Annotated in this window: 19 protein-coding genes; 16 read left to right on the top strand and 3 right to left on the bottom strand. The window is 34.9% G+C overall.

The window, feature by feature from the left end:
- Positions 1–84: 84 nt before the first annotated feature.
- The 7 genes from AC3QLY_RS08725 to AC3QLY_RS08695 all read left to right on the top strand — a co-directional run bounded on the left by AC3QLY_RS08725 (position 85) and on the right by AC3QLY_RS08695 (position 5468).
- Entirely contained in the window at positions 85–1209 is a 1125-nt protein-coding gene (locus AC3QLY_RS08725; RefSeq protein WP_074417643.1) for a TlpA family protein disulfide reductase, read from the top strand.
- 27 nt (positions 1210–1236) lie between these two features.
- Positions 1237–1419, top strand: a complete 183-nt coding sequence (locus AC3QLY_RS08720) for a hypothetical protein (protein ID WP_074417644.1) — start codon at positions 1237–1239, stop codon at positions 1417–1419.
- 235 nt (positions 1420–1654) lie between these two features.
- Positions 1655–1960, top strand: coding sequence for a beta-barrel domain-containing protein (locus tag AC3QLY_RS08715; protein WP_081299090.1), 306 nt, complete (start codon positions 1655–1657; stop codon positions 1958–1960).
- Between the two features lie 117 nt (positions 1961–2077).
- The gene (locus AC3QLY_RS08710) at positions 2078–2224 is read left to right on the top strand and encodes a TIGR04149 family rSAM-modified RiPP (RefSeq protein WP_353744842.1); all 147 of its coding nucleotides are present in this window, start codon (positions 2078–2080) and stop codon (positions 2222–2224) included.
- Positions 2225–2460: 236 nt separating this feature from the next.
- On the top strand, positions 2461–3579 hold the full coding sequence (locus AC3QLY_RS08705) for a TlpA family protein disulfide reductase (RefSeq protein ID WP_179855950.1): 1119 nt from the start codon (positions 2461–2463) through the stop codon (positions 3577–3579).
- A 310-nt stretch (positions 3580–3889) separates the two neighbouring features.
- Positions 3890–4021 (top strand): bacteriocin, encoded by a 132-nt coding sequence (locus AC3QLY_RS08700; protein WP_141676732.1) that lies wholly within the window; start codon positions 3890–3892, stop codon positions 4019–4021.
- A gap of 214 nt (positions 4022–4235) precedes the next feature.
- Positions 4236–5468, top strand: coding sequence for a TlpA family protein disulfide reductase (locus AC3QLY_RS08695; protein ID WP_074417647.1), 1233 nt, complete (start codon positions 4236–4238; stop codon positions 5466–5468).
- A gap of 206 nt (positions 5469–5674) precedes the next feature.
- On the opposite strand, the gene AC3QLY_RS08690 is transcribed toward AC3QLY_RS08695, so the two are convergent.
- Complete coding sequence (locus AC3QLY_RS08690) at positions 5675–6649, bottom strand: deoxyhypusine synthase family protein (protein ID WP_074421179.1); 975 nt, start codon at positions 6647–6649, stop codon at positions 5675–5677.
- Between the two features lie 114 nt (positions 6650–6763).
- On the opposite strand from AC3QLY_RS08690, the gene AC3QLY_RS08685 reads away from it, so the two are divergent.
- Genes AC3QLY_RS08685 through AC3QLY_RS08675 form a run of 3 tightly spaced genes read left to right on the top strand, consistent with a single transcriptional unit; the run spans position 6764 to position 9713 of the window.
- Positions 6764–7693 (top strand): glycosyltransferase family 2 protein, encoded by a 930-nt coding sequence (locus AC3QLY_RS08685; protein WP_074421178.1) that lies wholly within the window; start codon positions 6764–6766, stop codon positions 7691–7693.
- A 2-nt stretch (positions 7694–7695) separates the two neighbouring features.
- Positions 7696–8928, top strand: a complete 1233-nt coding sequence (locus AC3QLY_RS08680) for a glycosyltransferase family 87 protein (RefSeq protein WP_218332146.1) — start codon at positions 7696–7698, stop codon at positions 8926–8928.
- Positions 8925–9713, top strand: coding sequence for a polysaccharide deacetylase family protein (locus AC3QLY_RS08675; protein WP_074417650.1), 789 nt, complete (start codon positions 8925–8927; stop codon positions 9711–9713). The genes AC3QLY_RS08680 and AC3QLY_RS08675 overlap by 4 nt, the downstream gene beginning before the upstream one ends.
- A 20-nt stretch (positions 9714–9733) precedes the next feature.
- Here AC3QLY_RS08675 and AC3QLY_RS08670 read toward each other — a convergent pair whose 3' ends face one another.
- Positions 9734–10183 (bottom strand): hypothetical protein, encoded by a 450-nt coding sequence (locus AC3QLY_RS08670; RefSeq protein WP_074417651.1) that lies wholly within the window; start codon positions 10181–10183, stop codon positions 9734–9736.
- A gap of 363 nt (positions 10184–10546) precedes the next feature.
- Complete coding sequence (locus AC3QLY_RS08665; protein ID WP_287101477.1) at positions 10547–12151, bottom strand: NAD(P)/FAD-dependent oxidoreductase; 1605 nt, start codon at positions 12149–12151, stop codon at positions 10547–10549.
- A 332-nt stretch (positions 12152–12483) separates the two neighbouring features.
- Between AC3QLY_RS08665 and AC3QLY_RS08660 the strand changes: the two genes are divergently transcribed.
- The 6 genes from AC3QLY_RS08660 (at position 12484) to AC3QLY_RS08635 (ending at position 16045) form a co-directional block, all read left to right on the top strand.
- Positions 12484–12756: a hypothetical protein gene (locus AC3QLY_RS08660; protein ID WP_074417653.1), complete on the top strand. Its 273-nt coding sequence runs from the start codon at positions 12484–12486 to the stop codon at positions 12754–12756.
- Positions 12737–12892 carry a hypothetical protein gene (locus AC3QLY_RS08655; protein ID WP_176712974.1) on the top strand — a complete coding sequence of 52 codons (156 nt, stop codon included), beginning with the start codon at positions 12737–12739 and terminating at the stop codon, positions 12890–12892. The genes AC3QLY_RS08660 and AC3QLY_RS08655 overlap by 20 nt, the downstream gene beginning before the upstream one ends.
- Before the next feature lie 268 nt (positions 12893–13160).
- Positions 13161–13760, top strand: a complete 600-nt coding sequence (locus AC3QLY_RS08650) for an acyl carrier protein phosphodiesterase (RefSeq protein WP_287101474.1) — start codon at positions 13161–13163, stop codon at positions 13758–13760.
- A gap of 125 nt (positions 13761–13885) precedes the next feature.
- Positions 13886–14452, top strand: a complete 567-nt coding sequence (locus tag AC3QLY_RS08645) for a DUF2911 domain-containing protein (RefSeq protein WP_074417656.1) — start codon at positions 13886–13888, stop codon at positions 14450–14452.
- Between the two features lie 164 nt (positions 14453–14616).
- Positions 14617–15756, top strand: a complete 1140-nt coding sequence (locus AC3QLY_RS08640; protein WP_492989673.1) for a cystathionine gamma-synthase — start codon at positions 14617–14619, stop codon at positions 15754–15756.
- Between the two features lie 28 nt (positions 15757–15784).
- Positions 15785–16045 (top strand): CBU_0592 family membrane protein, encoded by a 261-nt coding sequence (locus AC3QLY_RS08635; RefSeq protein ID WP_492989672.1) that lies wholly within the window; start codon positions 15785–15787, stop codon positions 16043–16045.
- Positions 16046–16053: the final 8 nt, after the last annotated feature.

The raw sequence follows: 16053 nt of genomic DNA, 5'->3' as shown, positions 1-16053 counted from the left end.
ATTCTTTACAGCAATTTTTATTTTAAGTTTTGCCGGACAAGAATGATTTTTAATCAAAAAATACAGATAACAAATTAACATAAAATGAAAATTTTTTATTATATTTTATTGATATTGATTAACCCTACGTTTTTGTTTGCACAAGTAAAATTCAAAATTGAGCTTGAAGCGCCAACATTTATAAATGATAAATTAATCATTTCACCTCAAATTATCAGAAAGGGGTATGAAGATTTTTATAAATACCATTTAGATACCAATCAATACATTAAGGATTTTGGAAAACAATTTGGCTTTGAACAGTCTGCCTATCAAATCATCATAAAAAACAAAAATTTACTGGAAGGTGAATTTCAATACCCTATCCCATTATCATTTCAATATTTTAACACCAAAACAAAACAGGTATATGTAACTTCTACATTTTTTTTAGATAGTGGTTTCCATAAAATACAATTACCAGATTGCTTTAATGCCTATGAAGTGAATATGCATTCATCGATTAACGATGAATATGCCCATTTTAAAAAATTATTTTCAGATTTATATATTCACATAAACAGAAATAACCTTGACAGTTTAACAGATTTACAAAAAAAAGAAGAGATAATTGGCAATTATATAAAATATAATACCAACTCATATGTTGCATTTTGGGAAATAGTTTATGATTATACGCTATATAATTTTAACCACATCTATTTAGATAACTTATCATTATTCTCTGATAATTTCAAAAAAACCGAACTTTTTAAAGCATTCGAAAAAAAGCTTAGAAACGAAGATTCAACGTTGATTGGCAAAAAGTTTCCTAATATAAATTTTGACGGAAAAAATATTTTAACAAAAAAATATTTTAACAACTATCTATTAACATTCATAGATTATTGGTCTACCACCTGCCTGCCATGTATTAAAGCAATGCCAACAATTGTTGCTATGTATCATCAATATAAAGACAAGGGTATACATTTCATTTCAGTTACTGACGAAAATAAACCGGAAAGAATAAAATTAGCAAAAAATATTTTAATTAAAAATAATGCAAAATGGCCAAATTATTTTGACTACAACAAAAATTTTCGAAATAAAATGAATGCCACCAGTTATCCATTACATTTTTTGATTGATAGAGATGGAAATATACTTTTTAGAAATTCAGGAAACTTAGAAGAAGTTAAGAAATTTATCAATAATTATTTGGAATAATTTCGAATACATCACCAATTATATTCAATGAAACAATTTATTATAACTTTATTGAATGCTTTATGCTGCTTTCAAACAAACATTGCCCAAAAAGCATTTACCATTCGGTATATATATACCTTATCGCCTGAACTAAAAGACTCTATGGCATTTGATATTTTAAAACCGGCCTATTCAGGTTTAATGACCACACCTGATCAATATTTTTAGAAAGACTATTACACAATATGTTACCATCGATAGCATAGCTGCCACTACTTGCAGTTATACTTGTACTGACACATGCAGTGGGTATATTTTTGATGGTAAGGGGCATTACTGTTTCATTATGCCCGGTGATTCTTTAACCATATATATAAAAAATAAGACAAACATATCGTCCCAACAATACAATTTCTATACCTAGCATTTATAATATGCAGGAAAACATGCCCCTGTATATGCCATTATTAATATTCCACAAACAAATTTTGGGAAAGTAAAAACCCGGCAAAAGGTTTTATTGAAGTTAAATGCTTATCCCTATCAGGAATATGGTTATGTAGAGGGTAGAATCTCTTTTATTTCAGCCATTCCAACCGATAGTGGCTATATGGCGAAAGTAAATTTAGTAAATGGCTTAGCAACGAATTACTATGAGGCCTTGCAGTATAGAGAAGGTTTAACTGCACAAGCTTCTATTATAACAGCTGACAAACGCTTGTTACAACGTTTTTATGAAAATTTTTTAAAAATTATCAATAGAAATTAAAATTGTAGGGCTTCCCCTACACATACTATTCAAAAATTGTTTATATTTTTATGTTACCTATTGCGCAAGGGTTGCCTGTAGAACTAACAGGCATATTTTTAACTTCAAAAATTTAAAATTATAAAAAAAATGAGTCTCACAGATCTGAAAGGTAAACTTTCAAAAAATGAAATGAAACAAATTAAAGGTGGAAGCAATGATGCATCAGGTTGTGCAGCAAATTGCATGGGTAGTTGCATGATTGGAAAGCTTGCAGGCACTTGACACTCAAGTCCGTCTACCGGAAAATGCTATTGTGTTTCAGTATATTAATGATTTAAATATTTGCCATAGTATGCAACAAATTGATACTGTGGCATTATATACCTTTGTAAAAGGTAAGTGTATTTTTCCCAAGTTGTTTGAATCAGTAACTGATATTTTCTCAAATCAGTTATACAACTAACCCATGAATTATGCAACTGAAGTTTAATTACCTATCAACAATTATATTATTCATCATGCTGTGGTTCATAAGTGTGAACAGCAGGGCACAAAATATGGATTCAGTTACCCTGAATATTGGCGACCCTGCACCGCCACTTCAAGTAAGTACATGGCTAAAAGGAACTCCGTTTCAAACTTTTGAAACCGGTAAGCTATATGCCATTGAATTTTGGGCAACTTGGTGTAAACCTTGTATAGCTGCTATGCCAAAATTAACTGCATTTGCCAGAAAACACAGGGGTGATATAGAAATTGTATCCATTGCTGTTTATGAAGCCAAAACACCTATAGAAAAAATAAAAAAAATTGTGGATAGCATGGGTAACCGTATGGATTATTCGGTAGCTGTAGATGAAGATGCACAAATTGAAAATAAATGGCTAAAAGCATGTGGTGATGGCAGTATTCCTAAAATTATGGTGGTGAACGGAAGAGGAGCAATTGCCTGGATTGGAGATCCGCAATATTTTGAGCAGGTGGCTACTAAAATCATCCACCAACAATGGAATATTCATCAGGCTCTATATGAAAGAAATATATCCTTTCATATAAAAAGACTAACCGATTCTCTTTACCATGAATTAAGAAATTTTATGGGCAATGAAGATATAGTGAATGAAAATAAAGATTTGAATATTCCACTCAGGAAAGAACAGCCCGACTCTATACTTGCTTATATCAATCATTTCATTGAGAAAGAACCGCAATTAAAATATGAACCGTTGGTGGTAGATTACACATTGTATGTACTGCTACAAACCAATGTTCCGGCTGCCTTAGAGTATGGGAAAAAAGCATTACAAAGTGCAAATGCAGCTGCTATTGCAAGTAGTATTGTGTACAATATTAAAAATTACAAAACGCCGAAAAAATTGCCAACAGCCATGTATGCATTGGGGGCAGAGGCCTATCAATTATACGTTCATCAGTTTCCTTATCCGGAATTAGCGTCCCTACCCAAATATTATGAAGAGATGGCAGAATGGTATTGGCGGGCAAAAAATAAAACAAAGTCCATAGCGTCAGCAGAGAAAGCCATTACATCTTTAAAAGAGCATCCTGATTTTTCACCTGCTGTTTTACATACTTATGAATCAAAGCTGGAATGGTATCAAAAAGCAGTGGTTCAGTAAAGTAACGGTATTCAATTAACAAATTATATTTAAAGTAAATGTAAAAAATTATACAATGGAATCGCTCAACGAATGTTTTGCTTTTGAACATGAATTGGGTGCACATCGGCTAATTCATACACGAAGTAAATAGCAAAAATTCTAAGGATTCCCTAATTGCCGTTTCCATAAAAAACGTATATTATTGTACTGCATTATTTATTGATCGTCCGGAAGGTAAATAGTAATGCATTCAATGGCCATTGAACCGATGTAATATTTTCTTACCGGAGAAAAAAGGAATATTCAATCACATTAAAAATATAAACAAATGAAACCATTAACTAAAGATGAAATGAAACAAATTGTGGGTGGTTATGAAACTGTTTGCCCGTATGTACCGGACCAACTAATCCGAGTATTTGCGGATCGAGCAAAAACTGCACCGCAGAAAACAACGTAGGATTAACTTGTAATGGCAATTTAATTCCTTGTCCAGGTATCAAGTAGTACTATTTTAAATAGGTGATTTAAGTCAACATTAAATAACCTATTTACATTTAAATTTTAAGAACATGAACTTGTATCATCAAAAATGGATAATGTTATGCATAAATTGCTTTTTAATTTATAGTTGCAGTTTGTGGAAGGTCAACTACGCTGTCGCACTAAAACAAGTGCAAATACCCTTTAATCAGTATAACATTCAAACAATTTATCATAGAGGCAACCCATGCAAGGATAAACTTTTATTAAATGAATTAGGTATTGACTCTGCCATTATTTTTACAGAAGTATATAATTTTTTTCCTAAATTAACTATTAATAAAAATTGGAATCAGCATTTACAAAAGCAGATTAAATATGAAATAGAAAAAAATGACTCAACCACTTTTGAAAAGTTACATATCTTATTAGGGAAAAAAATAAATGGAAATTATATTTTAGTAATTGACGCCAACAACAACCAGCAATTTACAGATGACAGAATAATTGACTTATCAGAAAACTATACAAGCCCACTCAATAACAATGTAAATTATTTTACCATACAAAAAATAATAACGCAAACAACAAACATCCCCAACCTTCATCCAATTTATGGTGCTGTTAATATAAAAATGTATGATCGGAATTTGCTACATACCATTATTTCATTGGGCTTCGGAATGGGCTATAGTGGCATATTTAAATATAAAAAAGAAAATTTGAATTTATTATTTGTGAGAGGTTGTTGCACTGACAGCTTTTTAAATACAGGTTATACTACCATCTATATCAACAATAAAAAATCTTTTACCAACCATTTTATTGGCGATACGCTATTACTTGGCCATAGGCATTTTTTAGTGAAATCATTTAATGACAATAAACCCGAAATAAAATTAAAACTATTACGAGGTAAAGTCAATAATAACACTGAGATACAACAAGATAGTGTACCTCAAAACAAAATAGCAGATGGCTCCATTTTTCACACCATGCAGCAGGTTTCCGCAAAAGATACCAAAGACAAAGTTATTTTTGCCAATTATTGGTTTGCTAATTGTCCCCCTTGTATTGCAGAATTTCCGGCATTGAACAAATTATATGCTACCCTACAGGGCAATAAAAACATTCAGTTTTTTTCATTTGCCAGCGAATCAGTAGATACCATAAAAGCATTTATTAAAAGATACCACATACAATTTCCTGTGTATGCTATTGATAGTACTCAAACGGATATTTTATTAAAAGGTATGCCCGTTTATCCAACCAATATTATTTACAATAAAAAAGGTGAAGAAATTTATTTAAAGCGTGGAGGTTCAACCATGCCAATTTATGCAGAGAAAAATATGATGGGAACAATTTTACCCTTGCTTTTAAAAGCCGCTGAAACCGATAGTATTGAAACAAAAAATGAATAATGCTATTGCAGTATTTCATTGCTAAATATTTTTCAGCGTATATAAATGGAGTAATATCAAAAAAAGCCATCCCTACAAATGCAATAACAATAAATAAGGGCAAAGCACCATTTCGGCACTTCGCCCTTGTTGAATAGAATGGTTGCCGTACAAGTGTGCGACGCAACGGAAGCTATATAGTAGTAATGCAGCCGGGTACAAAAACATTACCAGCCCAATATCCAGGCAAACATCAATGGGGCTACGATAGTGGCATCACTTTCTACAATAAACTTAGGCGTATGTATATCTAATTTACCCCATGTAATTTTTTCGTTGGGAACGGCACCGGAATAAGAACCGTAAGAGGTAGTAGAATCGCTGATTTGGCAGAAATAGCTCCAGAAGGGCACATCGTGCCATGCTAAATCCTGGTACATCATGGGTACCACACAAATAGGGAAATCGCCTGCAATACCCCCGCCAATTTGAAAGAACCCTACCCCTTTGCCGCTACTGTTTACGCGATACCATTGGCTTAATGTTACCATGTACTCAATACCGGTTTTCATAGTAGCTGCCTTTAGTTCGCCTTTTATTACATAACTGGCAAAAATATTGCCCATGGTACTATCTTCCCAACCGGGCACAACAATGGGAATATTTTTTTGTGCGGCTGCCAGCATCCAACTGTCTTTCGGATCAATTTCATAATACTGCTCTAATACGCCACTGAGCAGCATTTGATACATGTATTCGTGCGGAAAATAACGTTCGCCTTTTGCATCGGCATCTTTCCATAGTTTAAAAATATGTTGTTGTAAACGGCGGAAGGCTTCTTCTTCCGGTATGCAGGTATCGGTAACGCGGTTGTAATGGTTTTCAAGTAAATCCCATTCTTCCTGCGGACTTAAATCGCGGTAGTTGGGTACCCGTTTGTAATGGCTGTGTGCCACCAAGTTCATAATATCTTCCTCTAAATTAGCGCCGGTGCAACTAATTATCTGCACTTTATCCTGCCGAATCATTTCGGCCAATGAAATGCCCAATTCGGCAGTACTCATGGCGCCGGCTAAAGTAATCATCATTTTACCGCCTTCTAACATGTGCGCTTCGTATGCTTTGGCTGCATCCATTAAAGCGGCAGCATTAAAATGCCGGTAATGGTGTTCTATAAACTGAGAAACGGGTCCTTTTTGCATGATTTGTTATTTTGAGCGGCAAAAATAAATTTTTTGGGTGGTTTTAACTGCGATAATTTACCCGGTGTTGCAGTGTGTAATAAAATCATATACTTTTGGTAACCCTTACCCTACATGAATATGTTGATTAGTGTTATTATCCCGGTGTTTAATGAGGAATTGAATATTCCCATTATCAGCAACAGCATTGCTGCTATTTTTGAACAGCTCCCTTTTGAATATGAGATTATTTTTGTAAATGATGGCAGTGCGGATAATAGTTTACAAGCACTGAAGGAGGCAGAAAAAACAAACAAAAATATTTTCTATATTTCGTTTTCCAGAAACTTCGGGAAAGATAATGCCTTATTGGCCGGTTTTGATTATGCCAAAGGAGATGCGGTTATTACAATGGATGCCGATATGCAGCACCCGCCTGAATTGATTCCGAAATTAATTGAACTTTGGCAGCAAGGCAATGCCGTTGTATACACTTACCGGGAAGAAAAAAATGAACATGCCCAAAAAATGAATCAGCTCTCTTCAACCCTGTTTTACCGGTTAATCAATCATTTATCGGATGTGGAATTAGAAGATGGCATAGCAGATTATCGTTTGCTCGATAAAAAAGTAGTAGCCATTTTAAATAACCTGCACGAAGACAGGCCTTTTTTCAGGGGGTTGATAAAATGGGTGGGCTTTCAACAAACCGGAATACCCTATACCCCGCATGCCAGAGCAGCAGGCACCACCAAATACAACCATAAAGCATTGGTACGTTTGGCCTTACAAGGCTTAACCTCGTTTAGTGTAAAACCCTTAAACATTGCCATTTATTTGGGTTTTAGTTTTTCTGCTTTGTCTATTTGTTATGTACCCTATGTAGTATATAGTTTATGGTACGGCAAAGCCATATCGGGCTGGGCTTCTACTATTGTAACCATTGTTTTTTTTGGCGGCTTACAATTAATGATTTTAGGAATTATGGGAATTTATTTGGGTAAACTGTTTATACAAAGTAAACAAAGGCCTAAATATATTGTAGATGAAACGAATATTCGATAAATATGCAGGCAGAAATACAAAAAAATAAACATCCATATTTTGGGAAACCCTATCAATGGCTAACTGATACAAAGGTATCCATAGTGCTTTGGTTTGGATTATCGCTCACCTCCGTTATTATTCAGGCCATAGGCCATGACCGATTTAATAACTTTGTTATTTTTCGTTATGTATTTTTTCATACCCTGCAACAAACTAATTTATACCTTGAATATCCACAAACCTATGCCGATGTTAATTTATATGGCCCTTTTTTCAGCATTGTAATTGCGCCTTTTGCAGTATTACCCAAAATCTGGGGTGCTATTACATGGGTATTATTTAATACAGGAATTTTATATGTTGCCATTAGAAAATTGCCCATTCAAAAAACGGGTCAGAATTTAATACTAATTTTTTCTTCCGTTGAAATGTTGAATGCATCATCATGGGTACAAAGTAATGCTTTGATAGCTGCCTGCATTATTTTTGGTTTTTCTTTTATTTGGGAAGGGAAAGACAAATGGGGATTATTTTTTATTTTAATTGCCGTATTTATCAAAATTTATGGCATTGTTGGTTTTGCTTTCTTCTTTTTCAGTAAAAATAAAATGCGGTTTATACTTTGGAGTGTAATTTGGTCAGTAATATTTTTTATAGCACCCATGTTGATTGCACCACCACATTTTATTATAAAAAGTTATGCCGACTGGTATCATGGTTTGCAGAAAAAATCGGCTAAAAATATTCGGTTAGATATTCATAATGATTATCAGGACATTTCTGCAATGGGTATTTTACGCCGCTTATTTGGATTGAAATATTTGAAAGATATATGGGTATTGGTACCGGCGGCCCTATTGTTTGTATCGCAATACCTGCCATACCGTTATTTTAAAGATGCACGATTTGGTTTGTACTTATTGTGTTCGGTATTGTTGTTTCCGGTTATTTTTAGTACCGGCTCTGAATCGCCAACTTACATCATTGCATTTCCGGCAGTTTGCCTTTGGTATTGGTTACAACCCAAAAATATTTTCATTCATGTATTATTCATTACCGCATTCCTAATTACCAGTTTCTCCTATTCTGATATACTAACACCATGGTTTCGTGATCATATTGCAAGACCTTATGCCATTAAGGCATTGCCCAACGTTATCATTTGGTGTGTGATTGTAGCACAAATATTGACCCGACAATTTTTAAAAGTATCTACTTCCAAATTGTGGCAACCTAATAACTTTGCAGTATGAGGGATGAAAAATTTATTTTATTAAGTTTTGATGTGGAAGAGTTTGATATGCCCCTGGAATACGGACAGCCTATATCACCGGAAGAACAAATGAATGTTGGTAAAAAAGGGACCGATGTGCTCGAAACCATATTGCAGCAACACAATATTTCCTGTACATTATTTACCACTGCAAATTATGCCATCCATTTTCCGAAACAAATACAACAATTAGCCGGTACACAAGAAATTGCTTCGCATACTTTTTACCATAGTCGTTTTGAAGAGGCAGATTTATTATTATCGAAACAAAGATTAGCAGTCATTTCCGGGCAAACCATTGCCGGATTAAGAATGCCTAGAATGCAGCAGGTAAATATAGCTGCGTTAAAAGCTGCAGGTTACCTGTACGATGCTTCTGTAAACCCCACCTGGATTCCGGGAAGATACAACAACCGCCATTTACCGAGAACATGGTATACAGAACAACACATAGTGCGTATTCCTGCATCAGTTACACCCAACTTACGAATTCCTTTATTTTGGTTGGCATTTAAAAACATGCCGCTATCATTGTTTGTAAAATTTACCTTACAAACCTTGCGGCAAGACGGGTACGTTTCTTTATACCTGCATCCCTGGGAATTTACAGAACTATCCAACTATCAAATTCCGAACTACACCAAAAGATATTCAGGCAAAAGGCTCGAAGACAGATTACATCAGTTCATAGAAACAATGAAACAGGAAGGTCAGTTTATAACAATGCAACAATTTATGGATAAAAAATGCAGGCCAAAACTATAATCAGCCTGCTTTCATAAACACTATAAAGATAACCTTTTAAACTCACTTACATTTCCGTTAGGAGAAATTTCTAAAACAATATTTTCTCTATCAGTTAATAAAGAAACATAGTAATTTGTTTTCCCATTGGGTGTTTGCATCTCAATACAATCGGTTAATTTGTAAAGTGGGAAAGGGTATTTTAACCCAATAGCCATAATGGCACGTTGCGGTAATTTGTCGAACTGCAATTTTGCAGTTACAGCGGTTAATTCGCCGTAGTTATCGTAAAAAGCATTCATTTCTTTGCCATTTAAAATAAAGCTGGCTTTTACAAACTGATCAGTCACTTTCCAATCAACATTTTCAGCTTTTAAAAATTTATCCGTAAAATGGTTCAGCACAGTAAAGCTTACTTTAGAGGCAGGATCGGTGGCGGCTGTAGCTGCGATGGATACAGTTATCAGTGCCAGAGAAATTATTTTTTTCATTGTAATACAATTTTAAGGTTTCTAAAAAAATATTTTTGTTTGATAGGGCAAACCTACGCTGCCCCGAAAATGAAACGAAATAGTTTGTGATTGGTTACAGTAAACACCTGCTGTTTTGTATGAACGGTAATGCCGCTATTTTTAAATGAAATACTTTAATTACACAAAACACTGTATTCATAAATGTTTCAGCCAACATAATTTTTTTTGAAAAGCATTATTTTACTGTGATGAAAGTGTAAAAGAAATGATAAGGAGATGGATGAATGAAATGAAAAAAATGCACATGCAACAGCTATCATACTAAAGAAGTATACAATTCAGAAAACATTAAAAAACTTGTATATATATAAAAAGAAATGCTTATTTTTCATTGCTTTCATGATAATCGCCTTCGGTATTAATGGCCCAAATATTGTCTTTCGTAGTAATACCATTTCTAATATTTTCTACAGCAGTAATGGCCGTTAGCATAGAGTGATCCTGATTATTGTATTTGTGCATTCCATTCCGCCCAATTAAAAATAAGTTAGAAAAAGTATCGGTAAACTGCCGAATAGTATTGAATTGATGATAGGTACCAAAATAAGCAGGATAAGTTTTCGGCATACGAATAATGGTACTGTCAATTACATCATTCCGATCAATAATATCAATTTTATGTAACTCTTCAATAGCAAATTGAATAAAGCTGGCATCATCCATTTGCCAAAGTTTATCGCCTTCATTACAAAAATATTCTAAGCCTATCCATACTTTAGTTTCATCGGCGACCATGTAAGGCGACCAGTTATTAAAAATTTGCAGACGGCCAATTTTTACATCTCTTTCCTGAATATAAATCCAATTATCAGGCACTACATTGTTAATGGTAAGAATGCCTGTTTCGTTTTTAATTTTTAACCGGTTCAATAATAAGCCAACGGTAATAAAATCACGGTACTGTAATCCATCACTAATCTTTTTAACGTCAGCGGGTACTACGTTACCAATACCGGTAATCAGTTCTTTCACCGGCATGGTAGAGAAAAAATAATCACCGGTAATTGTTTTTGTTTCGCCGCTTACTGCATCAGTATAAGCAACAGATTTTACTAAACTATTTTCGGTATGTATAGCAACAACATTGGTGTTCTTCATAATAATACCGCCTTTTTCCTGCACTAAAGCAGCAACGATTTCCCACATTTGTCCGGGCCCGAGTTTGGGATACATGAATTGTTCGATTAAACTGGTAGAAACATTTTTTTGTTCAATAGATTGCTGTTTTTGAAATATCGATTTTATGGCATGCAATATGGCTTGTGAAACAGATAATTCTTTGATGCGTTGTGCACCCCAATCGGCTGCAATTGCACTGCAAGGCACACCCCAAACTTTTTCTGTATAATCTTTAAAAAATGTTTGATACAACTCCGTGCCAAACCTGCTGATAAAAAAATCTTCCAGTGTATGTACCTCTTTCAGTGGAAACAAGCGAATTTTTACATAACTAAAACCAATTTTAATGATGCGGATAATACCTAAATTAGAGAGCGTTTTTGCACTGAGCGTAATAGGATAATCGAAAAACTTACGCAGAAAAAAAATGCGGGATAAGCGTTTTCTAATCAGCATTACTCGATCTGTTTGTTCCGGATCGGGCCCATTGGGCGAAAGCATAACCGTAGTTTTTTTACGCTGATAAAAAATATCTTTTTGTATATCATCTTTTGCCGCAGCCCCCTGAATGGGTAAAATATTTTGCCACCATTGCATCACTACATCTGATTTTGAAAAGAACCGATGCCCGCCAATATCCATTCTGTTTCCTTTGTACACAACAGTTTTAGAAATACCACCCATATCGGTCGACTTTTCTAAAATGATGGGTTGAATATCTGTTTTGGTAACCAGTTCATAAGCGGCTGTTAAGCCTGCCGGACCTGCTCCGATAATGATTGCTATTTTAGGCATATAGGTTACAATAAATTCATTAATATGATTACAATTTTCCCGAAATTCAAAATTGCGTATAAAATGTCATCACAGTACAAAGCACTTCATTCTTAATAAAAAAATATTACTTAACAGATAGAAAAATTAATTTTTCTGTTATTAAAAATATATTATTTTACCATATAAATACCTGCTGATATGAAAAAGATGTCAATAAAACTATGTGCGCTATTATTGTTTGTTAGCCATATTCTGGTAGCACAAAGATCATCTGACTTTGAAAAATACCATTACAAGCCAAAGCTACAAAAAAACCGATTCGGATTTTTGTACAATCGAAAGATTGCGGCATTTGCAATGAAGTGGGAATAGCTGGCTTAATAAAAAATAATGAAATAAAAAATATATTAGAAGAAAAATGTGTTTTTTATCCTACTACTTCCATTCCATCCTACATTCAACCCGATACCAATGTGTTTTATTTTCCTAAATCATTTTTTGGAATGATTATTTTAAATAATGCCGGCAACATCATAACCGTAAATCATGGCACCCGCAATACCGATGGTTATTATACTTTACTCGCTTATAAAGTTTTAAACAACACACTGAACAATGGCAAAAATTTTAAGTGATGAAGCGAAAAAGAATGGAGCTTTCTTTGTAAAACAAACCATTCAAACAGCACCGGGTGGCCAGCGTATTGCCAACGAATTAAACAATGGAGCGTGGCAGGTTTACCGGTTTAGCAACGATCCTTATTTTTTTTGAAAAAAGCGCTGAAGTGGAGTCAGCAATCCATTGCCGCAGCATTATCGCCTGAAAATGCAGATACCCATGCTCATATTTTATACAAATTAGGCAAAACTAAAAAGCTATTACCTGGGAAAATACTGCTATTACTGAGGCACGTAAAAGAAATATTTCTGCCAAACAATTTGAAGCTGTTGTACAAAAAATGCAAAACAGCGAGGTTTTAAACGATTGAGCCCGGTTGATCGTTCATTGCACAATACAATATTACTGTAACTTTAGCCAAATGAATTATCTGGCACATGCATATTTATCATTTGGCCATCCGGATATATTGGCGGGCAATATGATGAGTGATTTTATTAAAGGAAATAAAAAAAATAATTTCCCTATACTGATACAACAGGGTATTAGGTTACATCGTTTAATTGATCAGTATACGGATGAACACCCCGCTACGCTGGCTGCCAAACAATTGTTTAAACCGCAGGTAGGCTTGTATGCCGGCTCATTTATGGATGTGGTGTATGATTATTTTTTGGCCAATGATGAACAGGTATTTGCAGCAGAACAGCAATTAGCGCATTTTAGTGAAACTGTTTATACCGTCTTGCAACAGTATGAATCGGTGTTTCCTGAAAAATTTACACCGGCCTTTCAACACATGCGAACGCATAACTGGCTATTGCATTACAGAAATAAACAGGGTATTGAAAGAACCTTTGAAGGATTGGTGCATCGGGCACAATATTTACAACCACCCATTGCTTTATTACCTGTATTGGAAAACAATAAGGCATTTTTCCAGGAAGCCTATCAACAGTTTTTTCCCGATGTAATTCAATTCGCATCTAAACAATTGGCCATACTTTTAAATGAGTTATAAAGTAATACTGTATTATTGCCCTCCATCATTCAATTTACCTTACGGCATAATCTTTGTTCATTCAACAAAACCCTGCATCTTCGTGCTATAAAAAATTATTCATCCACACATAAAAACAAAACAGTATGAATCGGTTCATTGTTTTTTTTGCCTGCATGCTATTATCGTTACCAATTTGGGCACAACAAAAGCCCACAGATTTAGACAAAAGCCCTATGGACATGAGCTATTGGCCGGATAGTTATCCTTTATTAAAAATGAATGGCAAAGTAAAAGACCTGCCCGTTGCAAGAATTATTTTCAGTCGCCCACAAAAAAACAACCGTACCATTTTTAACGGCATCGTAAAATATGGTGAAATGTGGCGTTTAGGCGCTAATGAAGCCACTGAAATTGAATTTTTTAAGAATGTAAAAATTGGCGGAAAAGTAGTGTCCAAAGGTCGTTACACTTTATACTGCATACCAGAAGCCGATAAATGGACATTAATTGTAAATAAAGACAATTACAGTTGGGGCAACTATACTTACGATATCAAGAAAGACGTAGTTCGTACCACCATTCCAGTAGAAAAATTAAGCAGCCCTATTGAAAATTTTACCATTTACTTTGAAGATGCAAAGAATGGTGCCAATTTAATTATGGAATGGGATGATGTAAAAGCAGCATTGCCCATTACCTTAGCTCCATAAAAAAAATTTGTTTATTGAACACTTACCTCAACCCAAACAGGTTGGGGTATTTTTTTATTATCCCGATTTTAAATACGCATTCGCCAACATTTTGCATCTTTGTTAAATTGCGGCCTAATAAAAGGCATGAAGCCTGTATTTTATTATTCAAAAATGCATATTGTATGGAATTAGCTACCACTTTTATTCATGCCGGGGCAGAACCCGATCCTTCTACCGGCGCTATTATGACACCTATTTACCAAACCTCTACCTTTGTGCAGGAAGCACCCGGTGTACACAAAGGTTTTGAATATGCCCGAAGCCAAAACCCCACTCGCTTTGCTTTAGAAAGTGCATTTGCTGCCATTGAGCAGGGCAAATATGGGCTTGCCTTTGGTAGTGGTGTTGCTGCAACCGATGCTGTTTTAAAATTATTACAACCTGGCGACGAAGTAATTGCAGCCAATGATATGTATGGAGGTACTTACCGGTTATTCACTAAAATATACCAGAAATTCGGCATTCGTTTTTTGTTTACCGATACTACTGTTCCTGAAAACGTACAGCAAGCCATTACCGATAAAACTAAATTAATATGGATAGAAACACCCACTAATCCATTAATGAACATTACCGATATTGCTGCCATTGCTTCTATTGCCAAAAAAGCAAATATTTTATTGTGTGTTGACAATACGTTTGCATCACCTTATTTACAAAACCCGCTTACTTTAGGGGCTGATATTGTAATGCACTCAGCCACCAAATATTTAAGCGGCCATAGCGATGTTATTCAGGGTTGTTTGGTCATGAATGATGAAACCCTGAGGGAACAGCTTTATTTCATCCAAAAATCATGCGGTGCCGTTCCCGGACCCATGGATTGTTTTTTGGTATTACGCGGCATAAAGACTTTACATGTACGTATGCAAAGGCATTGTGAAAACGGACAAGCCATTGCCCATTTTTTACGCAACCACCCCAAAGTAGCCCTGGTATATTGGTGTGGATTTGAAGACCATGCCGGTTATGCTATTGCCCAAAAACAAATGCGTGGTTTTGGTGGTATGATGAGTTTTACTTTGAAAGATGATCGTATTGAAAATGCCAAACGGGTTCTTTCTTCTACCCATCTATTTTCATTGGCCGAAAGTTTAGGAGGAGTAGAAAGTTTAATCAACCATCCCGCATCTATGACGCATGCTTCCATACCACGTGAAGAGCGCTTAAAAAACGGTTTAACCGATTCATTAATCCGTTTAAGCGTGGGTATTGAAGATGTAAAAGATTTAATAGAAGATTTAAATAAGGCTATTGGCTAATTTTTTTGGTTCATACAATAAATACAATATGCAAATTCTTATAGAAGTACTTGGATGGCTCGGTGCTTTACTGTTATTGGGCTCTTATTATATGAATATGAATGGCAAACTGGCTGCCGCATCTCCATTGTACATCTGGAGCAATATTGTGGGTGGCATTTGTTTTATCATCAATTCATCTTACCACCATGCCTTTCCATCTGTAATGGTGAATATTATTTGGATTGGCATTGCCATTGTGGCACTTATTAAAGCACAGCAACAAAAAAGGGGCACCGTTGGTAAATGATGCCCCCT

This window comes from Hydrotalea sp. GW822-HT8A01 (assembly GCF_058798575.1).
This window is presented reverse-complemented; position numbering and strand designations above follow the sequence as displayed.